Source organism: Agrobacterium sp. CFBP 3001 (assembly GCF_027871605.1).
In the GTDB taxonomy this organism is placed as follows: Bacteria; Pseudomonadota; Alphaproteobacteria; order Rhizobiales; family Rhizobiaceae; genus Agrobacterium; species Agrobacterium leguminum.
Genome location: NZ_JAQAHD010000022.1, coordinates 1 through 25687 on the forward strand (window position 1 = coordinate 1; position 25687 = coordinate 25687).

Annotated in this window: 23 protein-coding genes and 1 pseudogene; 8 read left to right on the forward strand and 16 right to left on the reverse strand. The window is 62.3% G+C overall.

From position 1 onward, the window contains the following. Positions 1-163: pseudogene (locus PH605_RS21185) on the forward strand (IS4 family transposase); the annotation flags it as partial. A 79-nt stretch (positions 164-242) separates the two neighbouring features. Here the strand turns inward: PH605_RS21185 and PH605_RS21190 are convergent. Both PH605_RS21190 and PH605_RS21195 read right to left on the reverse strand, forming a co-directional pair. Further along, a complete protein-coding gene (locus PH605_RS21190) occupies positions 243-1589 on the reverse strand; it encodes a condensation domain-containing protein (RefSeq protein ID WP_142845991.1) in 1347 nt (448 codons plus the stop codon). A gap of 60 nt (positions 1590-1649) precedes the next feature. Further along, complete coding sequence (locus PH605_RS21195) at positions 1650-6098, reverse strand: amino acid adenylation domain-containing protein (protein WP_142845990.1); 4449 nt, start codon at positions 6096-6098, stop codon at positions 1650-1652. 81 nt (positions 6099-6179) lie between these two features. Between PH605_RS21195 and PH605_RS21200 the strand changes: the two genes are divergently transcribed. From PH605_RS21200 to PH605_RS21225, 6 genes are all read left to right on the forward strand, one after another. Next, a complete protein-coding gene (locus tag PH605_RS21200) occupies positions 6180-7355 on the forward strand; it encodes an isochorismate synthase (protein ID WP_142845989.1) in 1176 nt (391 codons plus the stop codon). Positions 7356-7373: 18 nt separating this feature from the next. Then, positions 7374-8999 carry a (2,3-dihydroxybenzoyl)adenylate synthase gene (locus PH605_RS21205; RefSeq protein WP_078053265.1) on the forward strand — a complete coding sequence of 542 codons (1626 nt, stop codon included), beginning with the start codon at positions 7374-7376 and terminating at the stop codon, positions 8997-8999. Positions 9000-9095: 96 nt separating this feature from the next. After that, positions 9096-9965, forward strand: a complete 870-nt coding sequence (locus PH605_RS21210) for an isochorismatase (protein WP_078053266.1) — start codon at positions 9096-9098, stop codon at positions 9963-9965. 13 nt (positions 9966-9978) lie between these two features. Next, the gene (gene dhbA, locus PH605_RS21215) at positions 9979-10734 is read left to right on the forward strand and encodes a 2,3-dihydro-2,3-dihydroxybenzoate dehydrogenase (RefSeq protein WP_078053267.1); all 756 of its coding nucleotides are present in this window, start codon (positions 9979-9981) and stop codon (positions 10732-10734) included. A gap of 63 nt (positions 10735-10797) precedes the next feature. After that, positions 10798-11508, forward strand: a complete 711-nt coding sequence (locus PH605_RS21220; protein ID WP_080858205.1) for a 4'-phosphopantetheinyl transferase family protein — start codon at positions 10798-10800, stop codon at positions 11506-11508. 127 nt (positions 11509-11635) lie between these two features. After that, on the forward strand, positions 11636-13549 hold the full coding sequence (locus PH605_RS21225) for a PhoX family protein (protein WP_142845988.1): 1914 nt from the start codon (positions 11636-11638) through the stop codon (positions 13547-13549). Between the two features lie 104 nt (positions 13550-13653). On the opposite strand, the gene PH605_RS21230 is transcribed toward PH605_RS21225, so the two are convergent. The 14 genes from PH605_RS21230 to ubiT form a co-directional block, all read right to left on the reverse strand. Then, positions 13654-14349, reverse strand: a complete 696-nt coding sequence (locus tag PH605_RS21230; protein ID WP_271040160.1) for a cytochrome c3 family protein — start codon at positions 14347-14349, stop codon at positions 13654-13656. Positions 14350-14351: 2 nt separating this feature from the next. Continuing rightward, complete coding sequence (locus PH605_RS21235; protein WP_142845986.1) at positions 14352-14843, reverse strand: nitrate reductase cytochrome c-type subunit; 492 nt, start codon at positions 14841-14843, stop codon at positions 14352-14354. Continuing rightward, positions 14813-17317 carry a periplasmic nitrate reductase subunit alpha gene (napA, locus tag PH605_RS21240; RefSeq protein WP_142845985.1) on the reverse strand — a complete coding sequence of 835 codons (2505 nt, stop codon included), beginning with the start codon at positions 17315-17317 and terminating at the stop codon, positions 14813-14815. Before napA ends, PH605_RS21235 begins: the two co-directional genes overlap by 31 nt. Then, positions 17292-17579 carry a chaperone NapD gene (locus PH605_RS21245; RefSeq protein WP_003520944.1) on the reverse strand — a complete coding sequence of 96 codons (288 nt, stop codon included), beginning with the start codon at positions 17577-17579 and terminating at the stop codon, positions 17292-17294. Before PH605_RS21245 ends, napA begins: the two co-directional genes overlap by 26 nt. Further along, complete coding sequence (locus PH605_RS21250) at positions 17572-18072, reverse strand: ferredoxin-type protein NapF (RefSeq protein WP_080857853.1); 501 nt, start codon at positions 18070-18072, stop codon at positions 17572-17574. The genes PH605_RS21245 and PH605_RS21250 overlap by 8 nt, the downstream gene beginning before the upstream one ends. A 7-nt stretch (positions 18073-18079) precedes the next feature. Beyond that, positions 18080-18265 (reverse strand): periplasmic nitrate reductase, NapE protein, encoded by a 186-nt coding sequence (gene napE, locus PH605_RS21255; RefSeq protein WP_003585411.1) that lies wholly within the window; start codon positions 18263-18265, stop codon positions 18080-18082. 201 nt (positions 18266-18466) lie between these two features. Further along, the gene (locus PH605_RS21260) at positions 18467-19654 is read right to left on the reverse strand and encodes an NnrS family protein (protein ID WP_142845984.1); all 1188 of its coding nucleotides are present in this window, start codon (positions 19652-19654) and stop codon (positions 18467-18469) included. After that, the gene (locus PH605_RS21265) at positions 19651-20403 is read right to left on the reverse strand and encodes an ATP-binding cassette domain-containing protein (RefSeq protein ID WP_142845983.1); all 753 of its coding nucleotides are present in this window, start codon (positions 20401-20403) and stop codon (positions 19651-19653) included. The genes PH605_RS21260 and PH605_RS21265 overlap by 4 nt, the downstream gene beginning before the upstream one ends. Beyond that, positions 20400-21209: an ABC transporter permease gene (locus PH605_RS21270; protein WP_142845982.1), complete on the reverse strand. Its 810-nt coding sequence runs from the start codon at positions 21207-21209 to the stop codon at positions 20400-20402. The genes PH605_RS21265 and PH605_RS21270 overlap by 4 nt, the downstream gene beginning before the upstream one ends. Before the next feature lie 5 nt (positions 21210-21214). Further along, on the reverse strand, positions 21215-22198 hold the full coding sequence (locus tag PH605_RS21275) for an ABC transporter substrate-binding protein (RefSeq protein WP_142845981.1): 984 nt from the start codon (positions 22196-22198) through the stop codon (positions 21215-21217). A 147-nt stretch (positions 22199-22345) separates the two neighbouring features. Further along, a complete protein-coding gene (locus tag PH605_RS21280; protein WP_125146447.1) occupies positions 22346-22729 on the reverse strand; it encodes a hypothetical protein in 384 nt (127 codons plus the stop codon). Next, entirely contained in the window at positions 22726-23664 is a 939-nt protein-coding gene (ubiV, locus tag PH605_RS21285) for a ubiquinone anaerobic biosynthesis protein UbiV (RefSeq protein WP_125146446.1), read from the reverse strand. Before ubiV ends, PH605_RS21280 begins: the two co-directional genes overlap by 4 nt. A gap of 5 nt (positions 23665-23669) precedes the next feature. After that, complete coding sequence (gene ubiU, locus PH605_RS21290) at positions 23670-24647, reverse strand: ubiquinone anaerobic biosynthesis protein UbiU (RefSeq protein WP_065655256.1); 978 nt, start codon at positions 24645-24647, stop codon at positions 23670-23672. Beyond that, complete coding sequence (gene ubiT / locus PH605_RS21295) at positions 24638-25153, reverse strand: ubiquinone anaerobic biosynthesis accessory factor UbiT (RefSeq protein WP_125146445.1); 516 nt, start codon at positions 25151-25153, stop codon at positions 24638-24640. The genes ubiU and ubiT overlap by 10 nt, the downstream gene beginning before the upstream one ends. A 149-nt stretch (positions 25154-25302) precedes the next feature. On the opposite strand from ubiT, the gene PH605_RS21300 reads away from it, so the two are divergent. Next, a complete protein-coding gene (locus tag PH605_RS21300) occupies positions 25303-25653 on the forward strand; it encodes a DUF488 domain-containing protein (protein WP_125146444.1) in 351 nt (116 codons plus the stop codon). The last annotated feature ends 34 nt before the right edge of the window (positions 25654-25687 follow it).

Genomic DNA, 25687 nt, shown 5'->3' on the forward strand with positions numbered 1-25687 from the left:
CCTGCTCCTGCGATTGGCGCAGGCTGACCAGAAGACCGTGCCAAGCCCACTCGCCTTCGCCCGGCTGGTACGCGCAAACCTCATGCACCGGCGACGCACCGATCGGCTTCTCAACCCGCCACCAGACAAACCCACAAACCAAAACCAGATGGCCTTCCAATAGCCGCAAATTTAAACCGGACAGTAGTGGCACAAGGCCGAGGATGACGTGGAGTATAGGGGAAGCGTTATCGGCCTTCCCCTCAAACCGCCAGACGGAACGCCGTGGACGCCTCCTCCGCCGCAAGCGTCAGCGCCTCCTCGCGCAGCATGGCATCGAGGAACAATGGCAGTTCCTCGCGGTAACGGGCGAAATCCTCCGCTTGCGTCAGCGCCGAATCCGCATCGATATGCAGGTTCAGCTCGCTGCCGTCATCTTCGCCACGGAAGGTCAGGTTGAAACCGTCGCCGGGACCGTTGGCGAGGATGTGCCTGACAACGGTAAGCCCGGCAAAGACCGGCGCGCTGAAGGGCAGGACATTGATGAGCGGCGAGAAGAAGAAGCGCCGGCCCTTCGGGATTTCCCGGTCGGCGGCGATCTGCTCGATGCGGTAGCGGCCATGCAGGCGCTGCTTTCGCAGATTGGCGGCGTTGCGCGTGAGAAATGCGCCGAGGCTCTCTCCCGGCTCGATGGTGAGATGGAAGGGCAAAATATTGACGAGCATGGCCGGCATATGCGCGCCGACGCTGCCCCAACGGCTCATGAAGGGCAGCCACAAGGTCAGCACATCGCGATCCGGCCGCGGCAGGACACGGTGGAGATAAAGGCCGGATAGCAGCACCAGAAGGTCCGGCCAGCCTATCTCCGTTGCGCCGGCCACCTGTTGCAACCGCGTGCTGAAACCCTGCGGCAAGGCCGCGTCCGTATGCAGGCCACCGCCGCCATAGTCCTCGCAATCCTTGTCCAGCACCGGCAGATCGGCGGGTGCGGCAAGATAGGCCGCCCAGAAATCGCGGTCCTTTTCAAAACGCCTGCTTTGCTTGTAGGCATCCTCTTCGGCAAGGAAATCGCCGAAGGGGTGGAAATCCGGACCCGCTTCGCCTTTGCCGCAATAGTGCCCGTAAAGCTGGCCGCAGCGCTGCTCGACCAGCGTCAGGCCATAACCATCAACGACGATATGATGGGCGCGGATGTACCAGAGATAACGATCGTCGGCGATACGGTAGAGCAGCTGCGCCGAAAGCCTGTCGGTTCTGAGATCGAGCCTTGCTTCCACATCCGCGTTCATGCGCCGCAGCGCCTCTTCCAGAGGAGCGGAATCGCCGCGGAGATCGACAAGTTCCACCACCGGGGTACGGTTTGGGTCGCAGCATTGCTGCGGCGTCTCGCCGTCCTCGCCGATGCGGAAACGGATCGACAGGACTTCGGATTCGCGCATGGTGCGTTTGATCGCCTCGATGAGCGCGCTTTCATTCACCGCACCGGAAAGATCGATGTAATGGGCGACGGTGGAAACCGGTTCGTCGGGATGGAAGGAAAACTCCTCCCAGAAATCGAGTTGCGGCTGCGTCAGTGGAAGCCAGCCGCCGGCAGGATCGATATGCGCCATCTGTTTTTCCTTGCACAATTTCCGTTATCGGGCGCGAAGTGCCGCCCGAAATGATTGGGTTCACGCCGCCCGGGCGGCCAGGAGCGAAGTCACCTGTCTGGCGTTGCGGCACCGCAAAAGCTGCTGCGGTGTGAGCTCCACGCCGAAGGCAGTGCGGATTTCAGCCGAGACGGTTTTCAGATGCGAAGGCAGAAGACCGAGCGCCAGCAGGTCGCTGTTCGCATCCACATTAGCCGGTTTTTTACCCAGCACGCCGAGATAGATATCCAGCACCCGGCGGTCGCCCTGATCGACGGCGGGAGCCGCAGGGGCGGAGATTTTTGCCGCTTCCGCAGCACCGGTCAGCAATTCACGGGCGCGACGGCGATCCGGCTTGCCATTGGCCGAGAGCGGCAGATCGTCGACCTTGAGAAACCGGCCGGGCACATGCGATTCCGGCAGATGCTGGCGGGCAAAATTGCGCAGATCGGCGGTCGACAGATCAAGGCCCGGTGCAACGACGTAAAGCACGCCGATGGCCGCCTCGCCCTTTTGTTCGACGCCGTAATCCACCACCAGAACGCGCTGGATGGAAGGATGGCGGATAAGCTCGTTTTCCACATCCGGCAGAGAAACGCGCACGCCGCGCACCTTGACGTAACCATTGACGCGGCTGGCAAACATGATCTTGCCATCCGGCCGGTAACGGCCCCGGTCTCCGGTGCGGAAGGCCCGCACGGGGTTTCCTTCCGGATCGGCAACCGTCACGAAATCCGTCTGGGTAATCGCGCCATCTTCGAGATAACCGATGGCGACATTCACGCCGGCCGTATGGATGCGGCCAACGACACCGGCCGGGCAATGGCCGCCCTGATCGTTGAGGACGAAGTAACGATTGGCGGGCAGCGGTTGGCCATAGGGCACGGCCGCCACATCTTCCGCAACGATCTCGTGCCAGATGCTCCAGATCGTGGTTTCCGTCGGGCCGCCGAGCGATATCAGCCGCAGGCCGGGCTTCAGCCGGCGAAGTTCTTCGATAATCATCGGCTTGATGTAATCGCCGCCCTGCGCCACGAGCCGCAGCGACGCAAGCTGGTCGCCACGGCGGCAGGCGAGAAGCATTTCCAGGATGGCCGGCACCGAGCACCAGAGGGTGACGCCATGTTCGGCCACCAGCTCGTTCCAGCGCACAGCATCCTTTTCCTCGCCCGGTTCCGGCAGCACCAGCGTCGCTCCTGCGACGAGCGCACCGAAAACATCGAAGACGGACATGTCGTGATGAAGTGGCGTGACGGAGATGAACACATCGCTATCCGTCACCGCCCATTCCGCAAGCGTGCTGCCGATGACATTGGCCGTGGCGCGGTTGGAAAGCACGACGCATTTCGGTTTGCCTGTCGTGCCGGAGGTATAGAGATAGTAAGCAGGCTCCTCGCTTTGGGAGAGCGCCGCCACCTCCGCCATGGTAACGGGTGCGCCAGCCGGTGCGGGCGCGGACAGAAGCGCCGCCGGATCGACAGCGTCGAAACCCTGCGGAACGCTGCGGGCGACGATGATCGCCGGGCGGCAATTGGTCAGCAGATAGCGCAGGCGATCTTCCGGCGAGCCGGCATCGACCGGCACCCAGACCGCACCCATCAGCGCTACGGCGAGCGTGATGGCCGTATGTTCCGGGCTGCGCGGCAGGCACACGGCCACGACATCACCGCGGCCGATGCCGCGCGCCTTAAGGCCCGCCATCGCCCCTGCCACCATCTGACCGAGTTCGCCATAGGAGATACGTCGCTTGCCGCTGACGAGCGCCGTGCGCGACGGGTCGCCCTCGAAAAGATGGCCGGCGATCCGTTCCAGAAATGGCGGGCAGGCGAAGTTTCTCTCGTCGCCGTTCAGCCGGTAGTGGGACAGGTCGACAATATCGCGTGCGTTGAAGGAGAAAGCGCCGTTATTGGCGATCCAGGCAATCGCACGCTCGATGGCGGCGAGAATATCCGCCACCATCGCCGCATCGATCGCCTGCTCGGCATAGTCGATATCGAGCACGAGATCGCCCTGCGGATTCTGCGAAAAGCGGAAATCCAGCGCCACCTGTGGCGTCTGGGTAAGCCCGCCGGTCCATTGCATCGTCGATTCGGATGAAAGCGTCGGCCAGGTCAGACCGTTGGTGATCACCACCGGCAAGGCGAGCCCGCCCGGATTGGCATTGAGAAGTACACGATTGAGATCGATACCCGAAAAGGCGAGATGGTTCAGCCCTTCCAGCACATCCGTCTGGAGGCCCGCCGCCCGCTCCGCAAAGCTATTCCTGGCCGCATCCCATTGGACGGCGATGAAGCTGGAGCGGTTGGCGAAGGCGCCTTCCACCTGCGGCGCGACGGGAATGCCGACGACGAGCGCGCCTTCGTTGAGCCAGAGCGAGAGCACATCGAGGATAACGGCCGTCAGCGCCGAATTTTTGAACAGCCGCTCTTTCGCACCGATGCGTGAAAAGGCGGTGAAACGCTGTTTTTCGACAGTCAGGCTCTGGCGGCTGTAACGCGAGGTGGGAATGGTTTCGAGCGGTGCTTTCCACGGCAGTTGCGAGGGCACCTCGGCATCTTTCAACTTTTCAGCCCAATAGGCGGCATCCCCGGAACGGGCCGCCGAAATATCCTCCTTCGGCGTTTCGGCCGTTGCGGCGGCTTCCGGCGGCACGACGCCATCGAAGAGTTCCGCCGCGAGGCTGGCAATGGCCCGTCCATCAAGTATAAGCGCGTCGAAACGCAGGAAGACCACGATCTTATGCCCCGTCGGCCCTGCATCCGGCATAAGAAACACCGTGACTTGCCATGGCGAGGCTGCGAGATCGAAATGTGCATGGGAAAAATCCCGTCGCACCGTGTCGATCCTTGCCTCGGCTTGCGAAAGAGACAGGGCCGAAAGATCGACGAGATCGAGATTGATCTTCGGCTCATCGGCAACCATCTGCACCAGCCGTCGCTCATCGATGCGGGTGCGCAGGCTTTCATGTCTCGCGACCATCGCGGCAAGCCGCGACCGCAGCAGTTCCGGGTCGATATCGCCGCGATATTCGCGGAACTCCTGCATCGCCACGCCGCTCAGCGGCAGATGGGTGCCACGCCCGAGCAGATAGGCCTGTTGCAGGGGTGAGAGGGGACGTTCCATGGGTTTTCCTTTTGCCTCGGCTGCCGTTTCCGACCGCTGCGCGACCAATCGCTCCACGCTTTCGCAAGCGAGATCGGGGCTTTCCGCAATCCGGCGGAGAAGAGTGACGTAGGTTTCGAACAGGGCGCGCAGCCAGCGTTCCGGCAGCGCATCGAGCCGCACATCCCAGTTGATCAGCAACCCGCCATCCAACGCCGCCACCTGCGCATCCAGCGCCACCCCCGGCCCCTGCGAGACGGTGTGGACCATCGGACCGAACACCCGCCCGACCCGTTCCGAAAACAGCTCCCCGCCCGGAAGATCGACCCCGGCGGTGAAAACCACCGGCGAGGTCTGCAAACCACCGCGCTGGCGGGAGAGATCGCGCATCACGCTGACACCCGGATAGGACTGGTGTGCGAGAAGCCCGTTCATCTCATCGAACAGCCGACCAAGCAGCGCTTCAAGCATTTCTTCAGGCCTGATATCGACGCCGAGCACGAGCACGTTGGAAAACTCGCCGACGATCTCATCGACCCTTTCCACCAGCGGCGCGCGCCAGAAACCCGGCACGGAAAGCCGGAATTTTTCCGCGCCCGACGCCTGCGACAGCGCCAGTGCGAAAACACCGAGCAGAAGGGTCGACGTCGTCACGGAAAAACGCCGCGCTGTCCGCTCCAGACTGCCGCGCTCCGCCGCTGAAAGCAGCGTGGCGATCCGGTCCGTGTGAACGGCGCGCAAGGGGTCATCGGACAGAAACGGCAGCGGCGGCGCGTCCGGAACATCGGCAAGCCGTTGCCGCCACCACAGGCGGTCCCTTTCGCGCAGGCCCCTCAAGTCCGGATCGGACATTAGACGTTCCGCCCAGTCGAAAAACGACGGGGTTACCGGTTCGAAAGTCCGGGTTTCGGCTGCGCCTGACGCCGTCTCGTAAAAACGGGCAAGGTCTTCCATCACCATCCGCACGCTGGCCGGATCGACGGCCAGCATGTCTGTGTCCACATGCAGACGGCAACGTCCCCCCGGCAACAGGCTGAGCGAGATCGCCGCCGGTGCGGCAATGCGTAAATCGGCCCGGCGATGGCTCCATTCCTCGCGCTTCGCCTCAAGACGGCGTGCAAGCGCCTCCGAATCAAGCGCGGCCATGTCCTCCACATCGAGGCGGAGCGGCCGGCCGGCAGGATCGACGGACTGAAGCCCTTCAGCATCGATCCTGAGGCTCAGCATGGGGTGACGCCGGCAGAGCCTTTCCACGGCAACGGCCAGTTTTTCCGCATCCACCGCCTGCCCGTCGAATTCGAGGTAAAGATGCGGCGTAACTTTCCCGAGTATTCCATCCGCCTCGCGGCCGACCCAATAGGCCACCTGCATCGGGGTTAAATTTAGCATGTGAGTTTGTACCGGTTGACAAAACATGATTAGCATACTCAAGTATAAGCCATCGTCAACCACTCGCACAGGAGGCATCCCATGAAAACGGGAGCACTCAGGACGAATGACGTCGAATCCGACGAAATTACTGAATTTAATAGAGAATTTCTGTTTACGTCCGGCAACGGGCAATTGCGCGCCAAGGGCATTCGCGAAAAGATAGCGATTCCTGCCCGCGGCGGCGAAGACATTGCCAGCCCGCTGCAGCAGGCACTGGCCGGCGCGTTCGAGCGTGCGCAGCGGGAGGGACAGGAGAACCCAATCGCCATCGGCGCGATCCCCTTCGATGTCAGCGAACCCTCATGCCTATATATCCCATACAACTATGAATGGAATTCCAAGGATGCGGAGCCGATCGTCGCCGATTCGGCCATGCCTGCACTTGTCGGCCAGAACAGCCTGCCGGACGAGAGCGGTTTCAAGCATGCCGTCGAACATGCCATCGTCAATTTCCGCCGTTCCGAAGTCCGCAAGGCGGTGCTTTCCGTCATGCGTGAACTGACTTTCGCCTCCGAGGTCAATGTCGAAAGATTGCTGGCGAGTCTGGCCAAACAGAACCGCGAAGGTTACCAGTTCCGCATTCCGCTGCCCGATGGCGGCGACCTGATCGGCGTCAGCCCGGAACTTCTTATTCGCAAGCAGGGCGAGAAAATCACCTCGAACCCGCTGGCGGGATCGGCAAAACGCATGGTCGATCCGGCGGCGGACAAGGCCAATGCGCATCGGCTCTCGGCCTCGGAAAAGGATCATTACGAGCATAGCCTCGTCATCGAGGATATCCGCTCGCTGCTTTCGCCGGTCTGCGCGGAACTCGATGTTCCCGAAAAACCCTCCCTCATCAATACGGCGGCGCTCTGGCATCTTTCGACCCGCATCGAAGGCCGTCTCGCCGATCCGGAAACCAATGCGCTGCAGCTTGCCTGCCTGCTGCACCCGACGCCAGCCGTCTGCGGCTTCCCCACCGAGCGCGCCCATCGCCTCATCCGCTTCGTCGAGCCTTTCGAGCGCGGCCTCTTCACCGGCATGGTCGGCTGGACGGATTCGCAAGGGAATGGCGAATGGGTGGTGACGATCCGTTGCGGCACCGTGCAGCGGGAAACCGTGCGGCTCTTCGCCGGCGCGGGCATCGTGGAGGCCTCGGAGCCCGAATCCGAATGGGCCGAGGTGCAGACCAAGCTCAAGACCATGCTGAACGCCTGCGGTCTTGCGGCCTAATTTTTCCAGGGACAAACCATGACAATCGAATTCCAACGCTGGCCCGAGGATTTCGTTCGCCGATACCGCGAACGCGGCTACTGGATCGACCGGCCGCTGAGCGGCATTCTCGCCGAACAGGTGGAGCGCCGGCCGGACGCCACAGCGCTGATCTGCGGCGACCGTCGTTTCAGCTACGCCGACCTCGACCGGCAATCCTCCAATCTGGCCGGACATCTCTCCGCCGCAGGCATCGGCAGGGGTGATACGGCGCTGGTGCAATTGCCGAACATAGCCGAGTTCTATCTCGTCTTTTTCGCGCTCATCAAAATCGGCGCCGCCCCCGTCAATGCGCTTTTCAGCCATCGCCGACTGGAAATGACCTCCTATGCGGAGCAGATCGCGCCGAAGCTGGTGATCGCCTCACGCAGCCACGAGCTTTTCGCCGATGACACATTTGTGGAGGCGCTGAAGGCGGTCTCTCCAAAGCTTGCCGTGACCCTGCTGCTCGGCGAAACCGATCCGCAGCGCAGCCTGGAGCAGAAGCTGGCCGCCCCGGCCGAAAATCCACCGGCTTACGCCCCTTCCGCCGCCGATGAGGTGGCATTGTTCCAGCTTTCCGGCGGCAGCACCGGAACGCCGAAACTGATCCCCCGGACGCATAACGACTACGACTACAGCGCCCGGGCCAGCGCGGAGATTTGCGAACTGTCGCCGCAGACCCGCTTCCTCTGCGCCATTCCGGTGGCGCATAATTACCCGATGAGCTCACCCGGCGCGCTTGGGGTGTTCCACGCCGGCGGTGCCGTGGTCATGGCCGCCAATCCGGAGCCGCTTGCCTGCTTCGATCTGATCGAAAAACATCGCGTTGACATTGTGCCGCTGGTGCCGCCGGCGGTGGCGCTGTGGCTGCAGGCGGCTCCCGCCCATCGCGAACGGCTGAAATCCCTCAAGCTCCTGCAAGTTGGGGGCGCAAGCTTCGCCGAAGCGCTCGCCCGCCAGGTGCCGGAGGTGCTGGGCTGCGATCTGCAGCAGGTGTTCGGCATGGCGGAAGGTCTGGTGAACTACACCCGCTTCGGTGACCCCGACCATATCGTCTTCACCACGCAAGGCAGGCCGATCAGCCCGGACGACGAAATCCGCATCGTTGACGAGGACGGCAACGACGTGCCCGAGGGCGAAGCCGGCATGCTGGCGACCCGTGGTCCCTACACGTTCCGGGGCTATTACCGCGCCCCCGAACACAGCGCCCGGGTCTTCGATAAGGACGGCTTCTATTATTCCGGCGACGTCGTGCAGCGCACGCCCGAAGGTTATCTGCGGGTCGTTGGCCGGGTGAAGGACCAGATCAATCGCGGCGGCGAAAAGGTCGCCTCGGAAGAGGTGGAAAACCTGATCCTGCGGCATCCGGATGTGACGCACGCGGCGTTGGTGGCGATGCAGGACGAACTTCTCGGCGAAAAAAGCTGCGTCTTCGTCGTGTCGCGCAATCCCGCGCTTAGGGCGCCGGCCATCCGCCAGCATCTCGCCGGTCTCGGCGTCGCGGATTACAAGCTGCCGGACCGCGTGCGCTTCATCGAGGCCATGCCGCTCACCGCCGTCGGCAAGATCGACAAGAAGCGCCTGCGCGACCTGCTGATGGCCCCCGTCGCCATCAGCGCCTGACAGGCAGCGCCAACCGAAAGGGACGCTCAAAAGGGCGTCCCCAATTCCAAAGATTACGCGCCGCCCGAGCCGGCGCAGCAAAAAACCGAGGTCATCATGACGATCCCCACCATTTCCGACTATCCGATGCCGGTCGCCGCGAGCTTTCCGGCCAACAAGACAAAATGGCAGCCCGATGCGAAACGCGCCGTGCTTCTCATCCACGACATGCAGCGTTATTTCCTGCGGTTCTACGAGGCGGACGGCAAGTTGATCACGGCCCTCATCGACAATCTCGCCAAGGTGAAGGCATGGGCCGTTCAGAACGGCGTGCCGGTCATCTATACCGCCCAGCCGCATAACCAGCCGCCCGGCGACCGCGCGCTGCTGAACGACATGTGGGGACCGGGTCTTACTGTCGTCGATCCCGAATTGCAGAAGGTGGTCGACAAGCTCGCGCCGACGCCCGACGACGTGGTTTTGACCAAATGGCGCTACAGCGCCTTCCAGCGTTCCGATCTTGCTGAGCGCATGAAAGGCTGGGGCCGCGACCAGATCATCGTCGGCGGCGTTTACGCCCATATCGGCTGCATGATGACGGCGGTTGAAGCCTTCATGAAGGATATTCAGCCCTTCATGATCGGTGACGGTGTCGCCGATTTTTCCGAGGCCGAACACCGCATGGCGCTGCAATATGTGGCGACGCGCTGCGGCGTGGTGATCGACACCGCAAGCCTTGTCGGCGCAGGCGAGGCCACCGGCACCCGCGAATGGCTGAAAGCCCGCGTCCTGCAGATGGTGGAGGATGAAAGCGATATCGACCCCGATGAAAACCTGATCTTCTACGGGCTGGATTCGCTGCAGGTGATGAAGCTCGCCGGCGAATTGAAGGAGCGCGGTGTCACCGTCGGCTTCGATGAGCTGGCCCGTGTGCCGACACTTTCCGCCTGGTGGACGCTGATCGAAGAAAAGCGGCTCGCAGCCTGAGCGGACGGACAAGATGACGCAACAGAGATTTACCGGACGGCGCGTGCTGGTGACGGGCACGGCCCAGGGCATCGGCCGCCGCATCGCCGAACGTTTCATCGAGGAAGGGGCCGAGGTCATCGGCCTCGACCTTCTGGCTGACACGGCGGAGGCCCCCTTCCGCCAGATCGCGCTCGACATCACTGACGCGGCGGCGGTGGAGACGGCCTGCAAGGCGATAGAGAGCGAATGGGGCGGGCTCGATATTCTGGTCAATGCCGCCGGAATTTTACGGCTCGGCGACAGCGAAAGCCTGACGCCAGAGGACTGGAAGGCCTGCATGGATGTCAATGCCGCCGGGCCGTTCTATATGCTGCGGCAATGGAGCGGCACCTTCAAGCGGCAGGGGCGCGGCGCCATCGTCAATGTCGGCTCCAATGCCGCCGTCGTGCCGCGCATCGGCATGATGGCCTATTGCGCTTCCAAGGCGGCGCTGGTCAGCCTCAGCCATTGCGCCGCCCTTGAGCTTGCGCCTTATGGCGTGCGCTGCAATGTCGTTTCCCCCGGCTCCACCGATACGCCGATGCTTGCCGGCATGTTGAGCGATCCTTCCGGCAAGGACCGGCTGGTCGCCGGCCTGCCCGATCAGTTCAAGCTCGGCATTCCGCTCGGCAAGATCGCGAGGCCGGACGATATCGCCGATACGGTGCTGTTCCTCGCCTCCGATCAGGCAGGCCACGTGACGATGCAGCAGATCGTCGTCGATGGCGGCGCAACGCTTGCGGCCTGAACAGACGCGGGATGGCGAAAAGCGTGAGCGCATGATCTAGGCCGCTGGATGAAGGTGACGGACATGGCCATTGCAACGGCGTTTCATCGCAAAGCCGTCTCCGGCGATCCACCGGAGGCCATCTGGCCTTGGCCGGACGACAGCTGCGATTGCCATTGCCTCACCCTTCATTACAGCGCCGATGAGGGTTGCGGCGGCGAGGTCCCTCCCTTGCCGCCGCAGCTTTTACACGCCCTGCCCAAACGCAAGGCGGAGTTCATCGCCGGGCGCAGATGCGCGGCCGAAGCCATCCGCCGTCTCACCGGCCGCTCCAGCTTTCCCGGTATGGGTGAGGACCGCGCGCCGATCTGGCCCGAAGGCGTGATCGGCGCGATTTCCCACAGCCATGAGCGGGCGATTGCCATTGCCGGCTCTTCGGGGCGGTTCCGCGGCATCGGCATCGATATCGAAAGGCTCCTGACTGAAGAGGAAGCCTGCGATATCGCCGCGCAGGCCCTGACGGCGCATGAACGCCACAACCTCGGCAACGTCATAGACCCCTTCATGACCGGCCTGATTTTTTCGGCCAAGGAAAGCCTGTTCAAGGCGCTTTATCCGACAGTGAAACGGTTTTTCTTTTTCGAGGCGGCGGAATTATCCGGCTTCGACGACAACGGCTCGGCCTCGCTGCGGCTGACCGCCGACATAGGCGAATGGCGCAGGGGAACGGAGATTCCCTTCCGTTTCTGCCGCTTCGACGGCTTTCTTGTCACCCGCATCCTGATCGGGCGCTGACGAAAAACGCCGCCCCGGCGCAGGGAAAATGACCGCCGATACTGCCCTTTCCGTCATCCGAATGAAATATTCGGACGGTAGGCACCTTGCTGGAATGATTCCAAACAAGCAACGGTGGAGACAGACTATGACCGACATCGATACGAGCAAATTGTCCTGGGACGAGTGGGACGAACTGCAGAACCCGCCGCCGGCCGAAACCGATTTCGACCGCGTTGTCGAAACCGCGATTTCCCGCCGCGGCTTTCTCGGCGGCGTGCTTGCCTTCGGTTCGGCCGCGGCCGCCATGGGCACGCTCGGCAACCTGATGAGCAGCACCTCGGCCGAAGCGCAGGAAGCCGCCGTCGGCCGTTTCCCCTTCAAGCCGGTTGCCGCCGCCACCGACAACACCATCCATGTCCCGGAAGGTTATAACTGGAAGCCGCTGGCGAAATGGGGCCAGCCGCTGTTCTCCAACGTTCCCGATCTCGACCCCGCCAAGGGCGTCAGCGTTGAAAACTCCGACAAGGTCTTCGGCGAAAACACCGACGGCATGGAACTCTTCGTGGTCGGCAGCCACCAGCTGATCGCCGTCAACCATGAATATGTGAACCCCGAAATCAACCTGCCGCACACTGACAAGGGCAATCCGAAGACGGCCGACGACGTGAAGATCCTGCAGAACATGCAGGGCGTCACCGTCATGGAAGTCGCGGAAGACAAGGATGGCTGGAAGATCGTTCTCGACAGCCCCTTCAACCGCCGTATCCACCACAATACGCCGATGAAGCTTTCCGGCCCGGCCGCAGGCTCCGATCTCGTCAAGACCGCCGCCGACCCGAAGGGTGTCGACTGTCTCGGGACCTTCAACAATTGCGGCGCCGGCCGCACGCCGTGGGGCACCTATCTCACCTGCGAAGAAAACTTCAACGGCTATTTCGGCACCACCGACGCCGCCTTCAAGTTGCCTGACGACTACAAGCGTTACGGCATCGTCGCCGAGACGCGCTACGCCTATGAGAAATTCGACGCGCGTTTCGACGTTGCCAAGAACCCCAACGAGCCGCGCCGCGCCGGTTACGTGGTCGAGATCGATCCTTCGGACGCCTCCTCCACCCCGATCAAGCGCACCGCGCTTGGCCGCATCAAGCACGAAAACGCCGCCGTGGTCATCGCCCGCGATGGCCGTGTCGTCGTTTACATGGGTGACGACGAGCGTGGCGAGTTCCTCTATAAATTCGTCTCCAACGGCATTTACGTGCCGGGCGGCGACACCTCGAAGCTGCTCGACGAAGGCACGCTTTACGTCGCGAAATTCTCCGACGACGGCGCTGGTGAATGGCTCGCCCTGACGCCTGAAACCACCGGCATGAAGATCGACGAAATCTGCGTCTTCACCCGTCAGGCCGCTTCCAAGGTGGGCGCAACGACGATGGACCGACCGGAATGGGTCGCCATCAATCCGGTCGCCATCGAAGCCTATTGCGCGCTGACCAACAACAGCCGCCGTGGCGAAATGAAGGACGGCAAGCTGCGCGCCAATGCCGGCGGCGACGCCATGGCGATCAATGCCGCCAACCCGCGCGAAAAGAACGAATACGGCCAGATCGTGCGCTGGTATCCGGAAAATGACGACCATGCGGACGGCAAGTTCAAGTGGGACCTGTTCTGCATGGCCGGCAACCCTTCCGTTCACAAGGACGCCTATGCGGGTTCTTCGAACATCAACGAAGGCAACATGTTCAATTCGCCTGACGGCATGATGTTCGATAGCACCGGTCTGCTGTGGATCCAGACCGATGGCGAGGACACCAATGAAGGTAACTTCGCCGGCCAGGGCAACAACCAGATGCTGGCGGGCGACCCGGCCACCGGCCGTATCGAGCGCTTCCTCACCGCCCCGAAGGGTTCCGAAGTCACCGGCCAGACATGGTCCGGCGACAAGCGCACCCACTTCGTCGGCATCCAGCACCCCGACGCCCCCTTCCCGGATGGCGAAGGCAAACTGCCGCGCTCGACCATCATCGCCATCAAGCGCGATGACAATGTGAAGATCGGCTAAGCCACAGACATATTGGCAACCGGATCGTCGCGACAGCCGCGATCCGGTTCTACTGACGAAAACGCCGTGCGCCCGAAGGGATGCACGGCTTCTTTTTCAGGCGATCAGAAAACGTTCCAATGCACATCCGTCATCGCACGTCTAAGGTCGTCGACGGCAGAGGCCGTCGGCCCCGGCTGGTCGTTGAGCGCCGGCGGCATTTTCCAGCCGGGGTCTATGCCTTCCATATTGGGCAATTCATGAGCGATGCCTTTATGGCAATCGATGCAGGTGGCCTTGCCCGTCAGCAGATATTTGGAATGAATATCGGCGGCGCGCTGTGTCTGTTTGGTAAAGTCCATGGCGGCGGAGGAATGGCAGTTGCGGCATTCCAGACTGTCATTGGCCTTCAGGCGGGACCATTCGTGCTGGGCAAGCTCCAGCCGCTTGTCGAGGAACTTCTTGCGCGTATCGATGGTGCCGAAAATCTTGCCCCAGACCTCCTTCGAGGCCTGCATCTTGCGGGCGATCTTGTCCGTCCACTCATGCGGCACATGGCAGTCCGGACAGGAGGCGCGCACGCCGGAGCGGTTGGAGAAATGCACCGTCCGGGTCAGTTCCTCATAAACATTGGCGCGCATCTCGTGGCAGGAAATGCAGAAGGCTTCCTTGTTGGTCATTTCGAGTGCGGTGTTGAAGGCGCCCCAGAACATGACCCCGCCGACGAAACCGCCAAGGGTGAGAAAGGCGAGGCTGAGCGTGCCGGCCGGTGTCGTCAGAACCGCCCAGAGCCACGCGAGAAGTTTTTTCACACGGGCGATCATCATTCGCTACCCGCCGGTTTGACGCCCATTTCGCTCATGTCCTGAAAGGTGTTGGGCACGAGCGGCCGTGTGTCGGCCTGCGGCACATGGCAGGCCGTGCAGAAATAACGGCGCGGCGAAACATCCGCCAGCATCTGGCCTTCGCGCGTCATGTAATGGGTGACGCTGATCATCGGCGCGCCGGAATCCTGCGTGAATTCGCGCTTGTGACAGGAGAGACAGCGGTTGGCATTGACCGAAAGCTGGTAACCGTCGATCGAATGCGGGATGACCGGCGGCTGCTCCGGATAGGCGCGCATGCGCCTGAAATCGTCGATCACCCATTTCGGCAGGGGTTTCGCAGGTTCGGTCTGCATGGCATCGCCGCGCGGGCCAGACAATTCCGGCACCATCTGCGCAACGGCCCCCGTCGCCAGCGCCACGACGACGAAAGCGGCGATCATCCATCCGTGTTTCCTGATCATGCGACCGGCTCTATCTTGACTGCGCATTTCTTGAAATCCGTCTGCTTGGAGATGGGATCGGTTGCGTCGAGCGTCACCTTGTTGATGAGCTGGCTGGCATCGAACCAGGGAACGAAGATGACACCGGGCGGCATGCGGTTGCGGCCGCGCGTTTCCACGCGGGAGCGTATTTCGCCACGGCGCGAAACGATGCGGATTTCCGCGCCCTGATTGAGCCCGCGCTTGCGCGCATCGTCGGCATTCATGAAACAGCGGGCGCCGGGGAAAGCCTTGTAGAGTTCCGGCACGCGCATGGTCATGGAGCCGGAATGCCAGTGCTCCAGCACGCGGCCCGTCACCAGCCAGGTATCGAATTCCGCATCCGGGGATTCCGCCGGCGGCTCGTAGGGCACGGCGATGATGACCGCCTTGCCGTCCTTGTTGCCGTAGAATTTCACGCCCTCGCCCGGCTTGACATAGGGGTCGTAACCTTCGCGGTAACGCCACAGCGTTTCCTTGCCATCCACCACCGGCCAGCGCATGCCACGCACCTCGTGATAGGCATCGTAGGGCGCCAGATCGTGGCCGTGGCCGCGCCCGAAGGCGGCATATTCCTCGAAGAGACCCTTTTGCAGATAGAAGCCGAAGTGTTTTGCTTCCTGGTTTTCGTATTCGCCGCTGATCTCGCTTAACGGGAATTTGCCGACATCGCTGTCCTTGAAGAGCACCTCGTACAGCGTCTTGCCGCGATAGGCGGGATTGGCGTCCAGTATCTCCGCCGGCCACACCTCATCCGTGGTGAAGCGTTTGGAAAATTCCACCAGCTGCCAGAGGTCGGAGCGCGCCTCGCCCGAGGCCTCGACAAGCTGGTGCCAGACATGGGTGCGCCGCTCGGCATTGCCATAGGCCCCCTCCTTCTCCACCCACATGGCGGCGGGCAGGATAAGGTCGGCGCTCATGGCCGTGATGGTCGGATAGGCATCCGAAACAACGATGAAGTTTTCCGGGTTGCGATAGCCCTGATAGGTCTCGTTCTTGGTGTTGGGACCGGCTTGGACGTTGTTGTTGACCTGCACCCAGTAGAAATTCAGCTTGCCGTCATGCAGCATGCGGTCCTGCTGCACGGCGTGGTAACCCGGCTTTTCCGGGATAATGCCGTGCGGAATGCGCCAGATTTCCTCGGCATGTTTGCGGTGTTCCGGGTTGGTCACCGTCATGTCGGCCGGCAGGCGATGGGCGAAGGTGCCCACCTCGCGCGCCGTGCCGCAGGCCGAGGGCTGGCCGGTGAGCGAGAACGGGCTGTTGCCAGGCTCGGAAATCTTGCCGGTCAAAAGATGGATGTTGTAGACCATCTGGTTGGCCCAGACGCCGCGCACATGCTGGTTGAAACCCATGGTCCACAGCGACATGACCTTGCGGTTCGGGTCCGCATAAAGCTCGGCCAGCTCCTCCAGGAAACCGGCTTCCACGCCGGTCATAGCGGCGGTCTTTTCCAGTGTGTATTCGGAGACGAATTCCTTGAAGGTCTCGAAATCGATCGCTTCGGTCTTGGTCGGATCGGCGGAATTGGCGGCATTCATCTCCACCGGATTGTCGGGCCGCAGGCCATAACCGATATCGGTGACACCGCGCACGAATTTCGTGTGGTTCTTCACGAAGTCTTCGTTGACGCGCCCGGTCTTGATGATGTGGTTGGCAATGTAATTGAGGATGACGAGATCCGTGCCCGGCTTGAAGACCATCGGAATATCGGCAAGGTCCATGCTGCGATGGGTGAAGGTCGAAAGCACAGCCACCTTCACATGGTCGAAGCCCAGACGCCGGTCGGCAATGCGGGTCCACAGAATGGGATGCATCTCCGCCATGTTCGAGCCCCAGAGCACGAAGGCATCGGCATGTTCGAAATCATCGTAACAGCCCATCGGCTCGTCCATGCCGAAGGTGCGCATGAAGGCGTAAGCGGCCGACGCCATGCAGTGGCGTGCATTGGGATCGAGATTGTTGGAGCGGAAGCCGGCGCGCATCAGTTTGGTGGCCGCATAGCCTTCGAAGATCGTCCACTGGCCGGAGCCGAACATGCCAACGGCCGTCGGCCCCTTCTCTTTCAGCACGCGCTTGCACTGCTGCGCCATCACGTCGAAAGCCTCATCCCAACTCACCGGCTCGAACTCGCCGTCCTTGGCGTAGACGCCGCCTTTTTTGCGCAGAAGCGGGGTTTGCAGGCGGTCCTTGCCATACATGATCTTGGACAGGAAATAGCCCTTGATGCAGTTGAGGCCGCGATTGACCTCCGCCTGCATGTCGCCATGGGTGGCGACGACCTTGCCTTCCTTGACGCCGACCATGACGCCGCAGCCCGTGCCGCAGAAACGACAGGGCGCCTTGGACCACTTGATCTGCAATGCGGAAACCCCGCCCGGCACCGGCTGGGCGGCGGCCGGCAGCGCAATGCCCGCCGTTGCCGCCGCAATGCCGGCGGCATGGGCCTTCAATAGATCACGCCGCGTCAGTTCGCTGCTCATCGCCGCTTGTCTCCTCTGTGTCGACGTGTTCGAAAACCATGTTGGCGGCAATCACACCGTCGAGTGTCGAAATATAAGTGAGCGTATCGCCCAGCATGCCGGTGCTCGTGCCGTCTATGACGATGACAATCTTGCCGTTGCCCTCGCCATGAACCTCGACATTGTCGAGCGTTGAAAGCGTTGCCAGCACGGCGTCCCGCATCTGCGGCATCACCGCCACCACGGCGCTTGAAACATGATACCGGCCTGTATTTTCAGGCATATTGCATCTCCGTGGCTCTCTCTTTGATCTCGATCACACTGGCGGGGCAGACGGACACGCAGGCCCCGCAACCGGTGCAGGCATTTTCCAGCAGTTCCGGAACGAAGGGGCCGCCGCGCCGGGGCCGAAACCGGATGGCCTCAGTCGGGCAGGCATCGCGGCAGGCCTGACAATCGATATTGCCGAAGGCGAGACACCCCTCACCGATCGCCATGACATGATCGAAGCGCTGTGCCGCGGGGGCGGCAAAGACAGGCTCGGGACAGGCCTCCGCGCATTTGCCGCAAAAGGTGCATTCCCCGGCGGAGAAATCCACGCAAGGCAAACCGTCCGCCATGGCAATGATGCCGGTGGGACACGCCTCCACGCATTTTGCACAACCGCTGCACGCGGCGAGGTCGCTCAACGCGACCCCGGGGGGACAGATGCGTGGTCTATTTTTTTGCCCGCCGCGCAGGAAATCGCGCCGGCTGAGAGAGACTTCCATCATCATCTCGCCCTCAATGTCCGGGCGGCCCCGGCGGGCCGTAAATGATCTGGAACATCCAGACAATAAAACCATAGGCTCCGACAAATCCGACCGCCAGAATGGGCCAGATTCCGAAGGCCAGAACGGCGAAGGTCACAAGTTCCCTCGTCCGGCTTGGCTTTTCATCTGCGTGCTGAGGCGCGACTATTTTAGGCATATTCGCGTTTCCCTATTTGGTTGGAGTTATAATCGACCAAAAAGAAAGTATGTTCAACCACTTGATTTTATTGATTATTTATTAAAACTAACATTCATCAATATCCCTCCTCTAAGCCACTGATTTCACATTGTGCTTTTGCTGAAAAAATAAACAAATTCGCCGGAACAGTGATGTCGCCGCGGCTGGACAAGGTCTCTCTCATCCGCATGCCCCCGCCTCATCGATGCCAGGCGCGCGCATGAAAGGCAGAAAGCCCTGCAACCAGACCCCGAAGCTCGCCGCCCACAAAACGGCGCTGAGGCCATGGTGATAGGGCGATAATGTTGCGGCAAAATCGAATTCCGGCAGGATGCGGACCAGACCGGCCATCGCCATCAGAAGGGCGGCCGCATGCGCCTGCCATGGCAGATGCGTCAGATTGCGGCCCGTATGCCGCAGCCCGGCAATGATGAAGACGGCCATGATGGCGCATCCCAGCGCCCCGACCGACAGCAGATGCAGCCCCGCGGCGGGCGTGACGGAAAAACCGAGCCGTGTCGCGCCGAGCGCCAGAAAACCCGCGCCCGCAAAGGCGTTGCCGAGGCCAAGCAACAGCACCTCGGTCTTAAAGACGGCACGCCCGATGAACCATTCGGCCAGCCGGTCGAAAAAGGCGGCGCCGGCCGCAAGCGAAAGCCAGGCGCAGACATCGCTCTGCGGAAAGAAAAGTTTCGCCGCCATGTAAAGCGTCACCATGGCGCCTGCCATATGCTGGCGGCCGGGATGAGGCCGGTAAGGCGTGGTCTCGCCGCTCGGATCGAGCGCCAGATTGATGACAACCACATTGATACGCGCGGCGGAAAGCGAAAACAGCACGGTGAAAATGCACAGCGCCGCCTCCAGCAAGCGGGATGCAAGTTCGAGATCGCCGCTCCACCAGGCATAACGCACACCCGCTTCAGCCGCCGTAAACAGAAGAAGCCAGATAAGGAACGCGAGGTGTTTCATCGTGCGCCGCGCCAGCATCGCCCTGCCGATGAGAACAGAGAGCGCGAGCAGAAAGGCGAGATCGAAAAAACCTGCAAACAGGCTCCATGCCTCCATCCCGAGAAGGCCGATAAGGCGGCCCGGCAGCCAGAGACCGGCGAGATGAAGCAGCGTTCGTCCCTGCGCCGGCTTCGTATCCGTCCATTCCGGCACCGCCGAGCCAAGGAAACCGGCAAGCGCCATGCCATAGGTGCCGAAGATCATTTCATGGGCGTGCCATTGCGATGCAGGCACCGTATCGGCGAAAGGCAGTGCATAACCACCGATGACGATCCACAGGAAGGGCCAGCCCGCGCCGTGCAGGGCGGCCAGAGGGAAAAACAGCCGCAGGGCTTCGGAAAGGATGGGGGGCTGCCTCATCGCACCCGCTCCCTTGCTGAAAATAATTCGGCGAAAGCCGGGCTCTCGGACAGGCGCTCCGCTTCGTCGAAAACCGCACGCGCCATGCGCCGGCCCGGCGAACCCGCGGGCTTATGCGCGGCAATGACTCGGCCATCGACGCCGGAGAGCACGATCAGCCTATCGGCAACAAGCAACGCCTCATGAAGATCATGGGTGACGAGAAGGGTGGAAAAACCGCGCCGACGGGCGGCGCCGACCAGAAGCTCCTGCAAATGACGGCGCAAGCCGACATCGACGGCGCTGAAGGGCTCATCCAGAAACAGCATGTCCGGCTCCACGGCGAGCGCCCGCGCCACGCCAGCGCGCTGGCGCATGCCGCCGGAGAGTTCCACCGGATATTTACCGAAATCCGCCGCCTCCAGACCGACCTCCAGCGCAAAAAGGCCCGCTCTTTCGCGCCGCTCCCGTTTCGGCATGCCGGCCGCCGCAAGGCCGTAGGCGATATTGTCGATAAGCGTCATCCACGGCAGCAGCCTCGGCTCCTGAAACACCAGACCCTGCCGGCGATAATGGCGGTGCACGCAGCCACGAACAGGATCGATGATACCAGCTGCGATCTGTAAAATTGTTGTCTTGCCGCTGCCGGAGGGGCCGAGCAGCGCCACGGTTTCCCCCGGCGCTATGCCGAGATCGAAATTCTCGAACAGGCTGCGGCCGAGAAAGGCGTGGCCGACATGTTCGAAACGCAGGATGGAACGGTCGCTCATCGCTTGACACCCCATGGCAACCCGGCGGCGCGCCAGCGTTCCAGCGCCTCGCGCAGCAGATGCAGCAGGCCGTAATCGGTGAGCAGCGCCAGCGCGACGGTGATGGTGAGCCAGGCGCTGACCTGTGCGATGTCGAACAGCGCGCGTGCGGTGGCCAATTCGCCGCCAATGCCGCCTGAATTCGAAAGGAGCTCGGCCATGACGGTTACTTTCCAGGCGCTTCCCGCCGTCGTCGTCCAGGCCGGGAAGAGGTAGGAGAGCACATGCGGCATGGTGACGGTGCGCAGCCGGTAAAACCACGGAGCGCCGAAAGCCTGCGCCATCACCTCCAGCTGACGGTCCCGCTTGGCGACACCTTCCAGCGCACCGGCAAAGGACACGGGAGCCGAGGCGATGATGACGGTCATGACAGCCGTGCCGCCGGACGAGCCGAACCAGATGAGCGCCAGCACGATCCAGCCGATGGGCGGCACGCCGAGCAGAACGGTGACGACAGGCTTCATCAACCGCATGGCCGCGAAGGAATAACCCGCCAGCACGCCCGCCACCGTGCCGATGCCGGCGGCGATGGAAAAGCCGGTCAGAGCCCTGACGGCGCTCTGCGACAGGATGGCGAAGAAATCCGGCCGCGCCGCCAGAAGCCCCATTGCCGTGAAGGTCTCTCCCGGCGAAGGCAGGATGAAGGAGCCATAAATCTCATGCCCGGCCTGCCAGGCGGCGAGAAAACAGAAAATGCCTGAAAGCCCGGCCCAGCCCGCCCACAGATAGCGGCCCATCCAGCCAAGACTTTCGAGAATGCGGTTCATGCCTGCTACACCAGATAAAACCCGTCATCCGGCCGCCGGCCGCCGATGATTGCCGGGTCGGCCCTGGCAAGCTCATCGTAGAATGCCTCGAGATCGGCGCGCGCAGCGCTCGCCTTCAAGGCGCAAAGATGACTTGTCGGGAAGGAGGCCGCGATGATTTCCGGCGGGAAACCCAAGGCATCGGCGGCCGCAGCGGCCGCCGCCTTCGGATCGGCCATGGCGCTGGCAAGCGCCGTCTCCACGGCGCCCTGCAAAGCCTCGATGCCGGCCCTGCCGAGTTTTTGCTGGACCGGCGATGTCAAGGCGAGGCCAGCCTGCGGAATTTCAGCCTTGCCGGCCACCTTCGCCCATTCCCGCTGGATATCGATGGTGCGATGGACGGTCATGAAAAAGGACTTCGCCTTGATGAGCACGGCGGCCGCGGCCGGCTCGCTCAGCAGGGCGGCATCCACCCGTCCCGTCAGCAGCAATTGCACGGCTTCCGGCGGCGAGGCGGCATATTCCAGCGTGATGTCGCCGGGCTTCAGGCCGTTTTCGGCAACAAGGCGGCGCAGCACGAAATCGGGCATGTCGTTCTTGAACGGCAAAGCGAGCGTCTTGCCGGAAAGGCTCTGCAGGGAGTTCAGCGTCCCGTCTTTCGAAACGATATAGAGCAGGCCCGTGGTCAGCACGTTCAACAGCCCGAGGCCGAGACCGCGATTATGGAGATTGGCGACGCCGTAGCTCGGCATCACCACCGCTCCCATGGAGCCGGAGGCGACGGCGGCGCGCATTTCGTCCGGCGTTTTCCAGGCTTTGAAAACCGCTCCGGGTGCGACATCCTTCAGGAACCCACCCTTTACCGCGTGGGCCAGCACGGCCGACGGCGCGGCCGGAGGGCCATAAAAGGTGAGCGGCGCTTCCGCCTTCGCAACATGCGGTGCGGCAAGTGTCGCGACCGCGAACCCCGAAAAAGCCGAAAGAGCCTGACGACGGGTGAGATGGGCCATGGTCCTGATCCTTTCGCGCCGGAAGCGCCCTGATGCGCGTGACGCCCGCTCAGACCGTTTTCCGGTCTCGGCGCGTCACCACCCCGGAAATGACATTTTGCAAGCGCCCGCTCTTTGCGCAGGATCAAACAGGGCCAAAAACAGGAATTATTCACCCTTCTTGAGTGAGAGCGCGTCCCGCAGGAGCCGCGAGCCCTCCTGAGCGGCGGCAGCGATATCGAGAAACATCAGGCTTGCGGTTTCAACCACGCCTTGATCCAACGTGTCGTCTTCGGCGAAATCGCAGAGCATCTCGGTCAGGAGCGCGATCTTGCGCCGCTCCTCGCGGGCGGCGGCCAGAAGCTTGACGATATTGCGCTGGCGCTCGAAATCCTCGAGTTCGCGCAGCGCCTCGTGCACCCTGTCGCGGCAGGCGCAATCAAGCGCGCTCTGCAAGACAATATCGCGCACCAGATGGATTGCCGCCGCGATATCCGCTCCGCCCGGTGCCGCTGGGGGCAGCTTTTGCTCGCTTTGCCCGTTCGTCGTCATGCATTCACCCCATGCGCCGTGTTGCGGGCACGGGCGATCCAGGCCGCCCCTTCCTGCCCGTGGTGAAAACCGTTGGAAAAGGGCACGTCTGGGTAGATTTGCCCGAGACGTGCAAAACCGTCCTCCGCCTCCCGCCTGCCAGCCAGAACATCGTGATGGATTTGCGCCACCGCGACCATGTCGCAGTCCTGCGGCGACAGCCGGAAGCGGGTGATGCCGGCGGCGGCCAGGTCCTGCAATTCGCCAAGCAGCGACTGGCAGGTATGCGACACCGTCTGTACGCCGTTCAGCGCCAGAAACGACTGCCGGTCGAGCGTGCGTACCGGCAATCCATCCGGATCGTCGCCGCAGACGAACTGGCAATTATCCTTGATATTGCCCTTGGCGCGGGCATGGGCGCAGCGCGCCGAAATGGCGAGCGGCAGGCGGCCGAAGGCGAAGATCTCGAAGTCCACATCCGGCGTCTGCGCCACGATGCGCTCCACCGAGGTCATCGGCAGTTCCGGCGGCAGACATATGGCGCTCGCGCCGCGAGACGACAGCAACCGCGCGGTCGCGGCATTATAGACATTCACCATCGGCCCGACGACATGCGGGGTGCCGTGCAGCATGCCGAGCGCGGAAAGATCGTTCGCCTCGACGGGATAGGGACTGTCGACGATCAGGCCGCGCAGGTGGCGGCTTTCCCGCTCCAGCGTCACCAGCGAAAGCGTCGAGAGGATCACCTGTTTTCCGGCACTCTCCAGCCGCTCGATGACCTCTGCCAGATGCGGCTCGGTGAAATGAAACCGTTTGGAGCAGACGGTTTCACCGAGATAGACATGGCTGACGGGCGCTTCATCGGCGATGCGGAAATAGAAATCGCGCCATTTCTCCCCCTGCCAGAGATAGAGGACCGGGCCGAGCGCCAATGTGGCTTTTGCGGGCTTTGCCATCGGCGTCATCTCCAGCGTTTCTCATAAGCGCCGACGGTGGTGCGCTGGCCTTCGCTCAGGAGCCGCAGGCGGGAAAGCAGCCTGCCGCGCTCCTCAGCACCGGCGGCAAGCGCCCGGTGCAGGGTGGAAACCACTTCCGCCACATAGGCCTTTCCGCGCTGGCGGCCCTCGATCTTCAGTGCGCTGACGCCCGCCTCGCGCAAGGCATCGATCTGGTCCATCACATCAAGCGACACCGGATCCTCGAAGGCATAGGACCTGTCATCGGCGATCTCGAAACGGCCTTTGCACAGCGTGGGGTAACCCGCCGCCTCGCCGGCCGGAAAACGGTTGATGGTGTAATCACCAAGTTCCGATACCAGCGCCTGCCCGTCCTGCCGGTAGCGGACGTGGCTTGCCGGCGAGCAGACGCCGTTCATGTTGGGGGATTTTCCGGTGGCGTAAGACGAGAGCGAGCAGCGCCCCTCCGCCATGACGCAGAGACCGCCGAACACGAAGATTTCGATCTCACAGCGGATTTGCCGCGCCAGCCGGGCGATGTCGGGGATAGTCAGGGTGCGCGGCAGCACCACACGTTTCGCGCCGAAGGCATCGACGAGGAAATTCACCGCATCCGCATTGGAGGCGGAGGCCTGCACGGAGACGTGGATACGCTGCTGCGGATGATGTTCCGCCACATGCGCCATCAGGCCGAAATCGGCAAGGATAAGCGCGTCCGCCCCCGCCTTCACGGCATCGGCCGCGCCGCGATACCAGATATCCTCATGCCCGGCGCGCATGAAGGTGTTGAGCGCCACGAAGGTCTGGACACCGCGCTTTTTCGCGTAAACGATGGCCTCGGCGAGTTCCTCGCGGGAAAAATTAAGGCCAGGAAAATTGCGGGCATTGGTTTCATCCCGAAACCCGCAATAGACGGCGTCCGCCCCGGCATCCACGGCCTCGCGGAAGGCGGCAGGCGTTCCCGCAGGACAGATCAGTTCCATGCCTCACCTCCCCGCGTTTCGGATAGAACATGGCCGCGCAGGCGGTTCGCAAGGCCCGTTACCATTGGCGCGAAAGGCCCGGCAAATGCACCGAGATCGCGCGGCAGATCGATGCTGCTATCATCGAGCGCATTGCGTAGCGCCAGCATCGCCTCCATATCGCCGGTGACGCTGAGATCGCGCGAGAAGAACAGCGCATCGGCATCCTGCCGCCCCTCCATCAGCGCGAGCAGCATGAAAAGCGGCCCCTCGACCGCCGCATCCGCCTTCGGCAGGCGGGCCTTGCGGCTGACGGTGATGGCGGGACCTGCCGGCTCGACCACGAAGGCGAAAGGGAGATCGACAGGCAGAAAGGCGTAGCGCTTGCCACGATGTTCGCCGAGCCGGACGAACATATCCGGATGCCGCTTCATGATCTGCGCCAGCATCGCCGCCGTCGCTCGCTGCATCACGGCAATGGGCAGAAAATTCATGGGGCGGGCGATGGCGGCGGGAAAAGGTCTCATGAAAGGTCCTGTCGGCTCAGTTGCGGGCGGCAACCTAACCGCAGCGCGCGGGTGGCGGTTTGAGCGAACGCAAAGACAGGGAAATTTTCGGGTGCGCCTTCACAAAAGCCGCTATAAATCATTCACTTGCCAAGCGAAGGAGGCCGCCCGTGTCCGATTTAAGGGTCAAACGGATTTACGAACCCGCCAGCGACGATGACGGCGCGCGCATTATGGTGGACCGGCTATGGCCGCGCGGCATGAGCAAGGAAAATGCAAAGCTTTCCCTGTGGATGAAGGACATCGCTCCCAGCAACGAATTACGCAAGAACTTCTCCCATATGCCGTCCCGCTTTGAGGAATTCACCCGGCATTATCATGAGGAGCTGGCCGCCAATCCCGATGCCGTGGCGCACATGAAGGAGCTGATGGCGAAGGGCCGGGTCACGCTGCTTTATGCCGCCCACGATATCGAACATAACCACGCCCTGGTTCTCGCCGACTATCTTCGTTCGCACTGAGCCGCATTTGCGGCAGCGCAAGGACATGCCGCAC

Excerpts from the sequence above, each read along its gene's own strand:
- napA (WP_142845985.1), bottom strand. The coding sequence starts at position 17,317 with ATGAGCAGCGAACTGACGCGGCGTGATCTATTGAAGGCCCATGCCGCC.
- ubiV (WP_125146446.1), bottom strand. The coding sequence starts at position 23,664 with ATGGCAAAGCCCGCAAAAGCCACATTGGCGCTCGGCCCGGTCCTCTAT.
- PH605_RS21265 (WP_142845983.1), bottom strand. The coding sequence starts at position 20,403 with ATGAGCGACCGTTCCATCCTGCGTTTCGAACATGTCGGCCACGCCTTT.
- PH605_RS21260 (WP_142845984.1), bottom strand. The coding sequence starts at position 19,654 with ATGAGGCAGCCCCCCATCCTTTCCGAAGCCCTGCGGCTGTTTTTCCCT.
- ubiU (WP_065655256.1), bottom strand. The coding sequence starts at position 24,647 with ATGGAACTGATCTGTCCTGCGGGAACGCCTGCCGCCTTCCGCGAGGCC.
- ubiT (WP_125146445.1), bottom strand. The coding sequence starts at position 25,153 with ATGAGACCTTTTCCCGCCGCCATCGCCCGCCCCATGAATTTTCTGCCC.
- PH605_RS21225 (WP_142845988.1), top strand. The coding sequence starts at position 11,636 with ATGACCGACATCGATACGAGCAAATTGTCCTGGGACGAGTGGGACGAA.
- PH605_RS21210 (WP_078053266.1), top strand. The coding sequence starts at position 9,096 with ATGACGATCCCCACCATTTCCGACTATCCGATGCCGGTCGCCGCGAGC.
- PH605_RS21250 (WP_080857853.1), bottom strand. The coding sequence starts at position 18,072 with ATGATGATGGAAGTCTCTCTCAGCCGGCGCGATTTCCTGCGCGGCGGG.
- PH605_RS21190 (WP_142845991.1), bottom strand. The coding sequence starts at position 1,589 with ATGGCGCATATCGATCCTGCCGGCGGCTGGCTTCCACTGACGCAGCCG.
- dhbA (WP_078053267.1), top strand. The coding sequence starts at position 9,979 with ATGACGCAACAGAGATTTACCGGACGGCGCGTGCTGGTGACGGGCACG.
- PH605_RS21200 (WP_142845989.1), top strand. The coding sequence starts at position 6,180 with ATGAAAACGGGAGCACTCAGGACGAATGACGTCGAATCCGACGAAATT.
- PH605_RS21195 (WP_142845990.1), bottom strand. The coding sequence starts at position 6,098 with ATGCTAAATTTAACCCCGATGCAGGTGGCCTATTGGGTCGGCCGCGAG.
- napE (WP_003585411.1), bottom strand. The coding sequence starts at position 18,265 with ATGCCTAAAATAGTCGCGCCTCAGCACGCAGATGAAAAGCCAAGCCGG.
- PH605_RS21245 (WP_003520944.1), bottom strand. The coding sequence starts at position 17,579 with ATGCCTGAAAATACAGGCCGGTATCATGTTTCAAGCGCCGTGGTGGCG.
- PH605_RS21270 (WP_142845982.1), bottom strand. The coding sequence starts at position 21,209 with ATGAACCGCATTCTCGAAAGTCTTGGCTGGATGGGCCGCTATCTGTGG.
- PH605_RS21205 (WP_078053265.1), top strand. The coding sequence starts at position 7,374 with ATGACAATCGAATTCCAACGCTGGCCCGAGGATTTCGTTCGCCGATAC.
- PH605_RS21280 (WP_125146447.1), bottom strand. The coding sequence starts at position 22,729 with ATGACGACGAACGGGCAAAGCGAGCAAAAGCTGCCCCCAGCGGCACCG.
- PH605_RS21235 (WP_142845986.1), bottom strand. The coding sequence starts at position 14,843 with ATGCGCAGTCAAGATAGAGCCGGTCGCATGATCAGGAAACACGGATGG.
- PH605_RS21275 (WP_142845981.1), bottom strand. The coding sequence starts at position 22,198 with ATGGCCCATCTCACCCGTCGTCAGGCTCTTTCGGCTTTTTCGGGGTTC.
- PH605_RS21220 (WP_080858205.1), top strand. The coding sequence starts at position 10,798 with ATGGCCATTGCAACGGCGTTTCATCGCAAAGCCGTCTCCGGCGATCCA.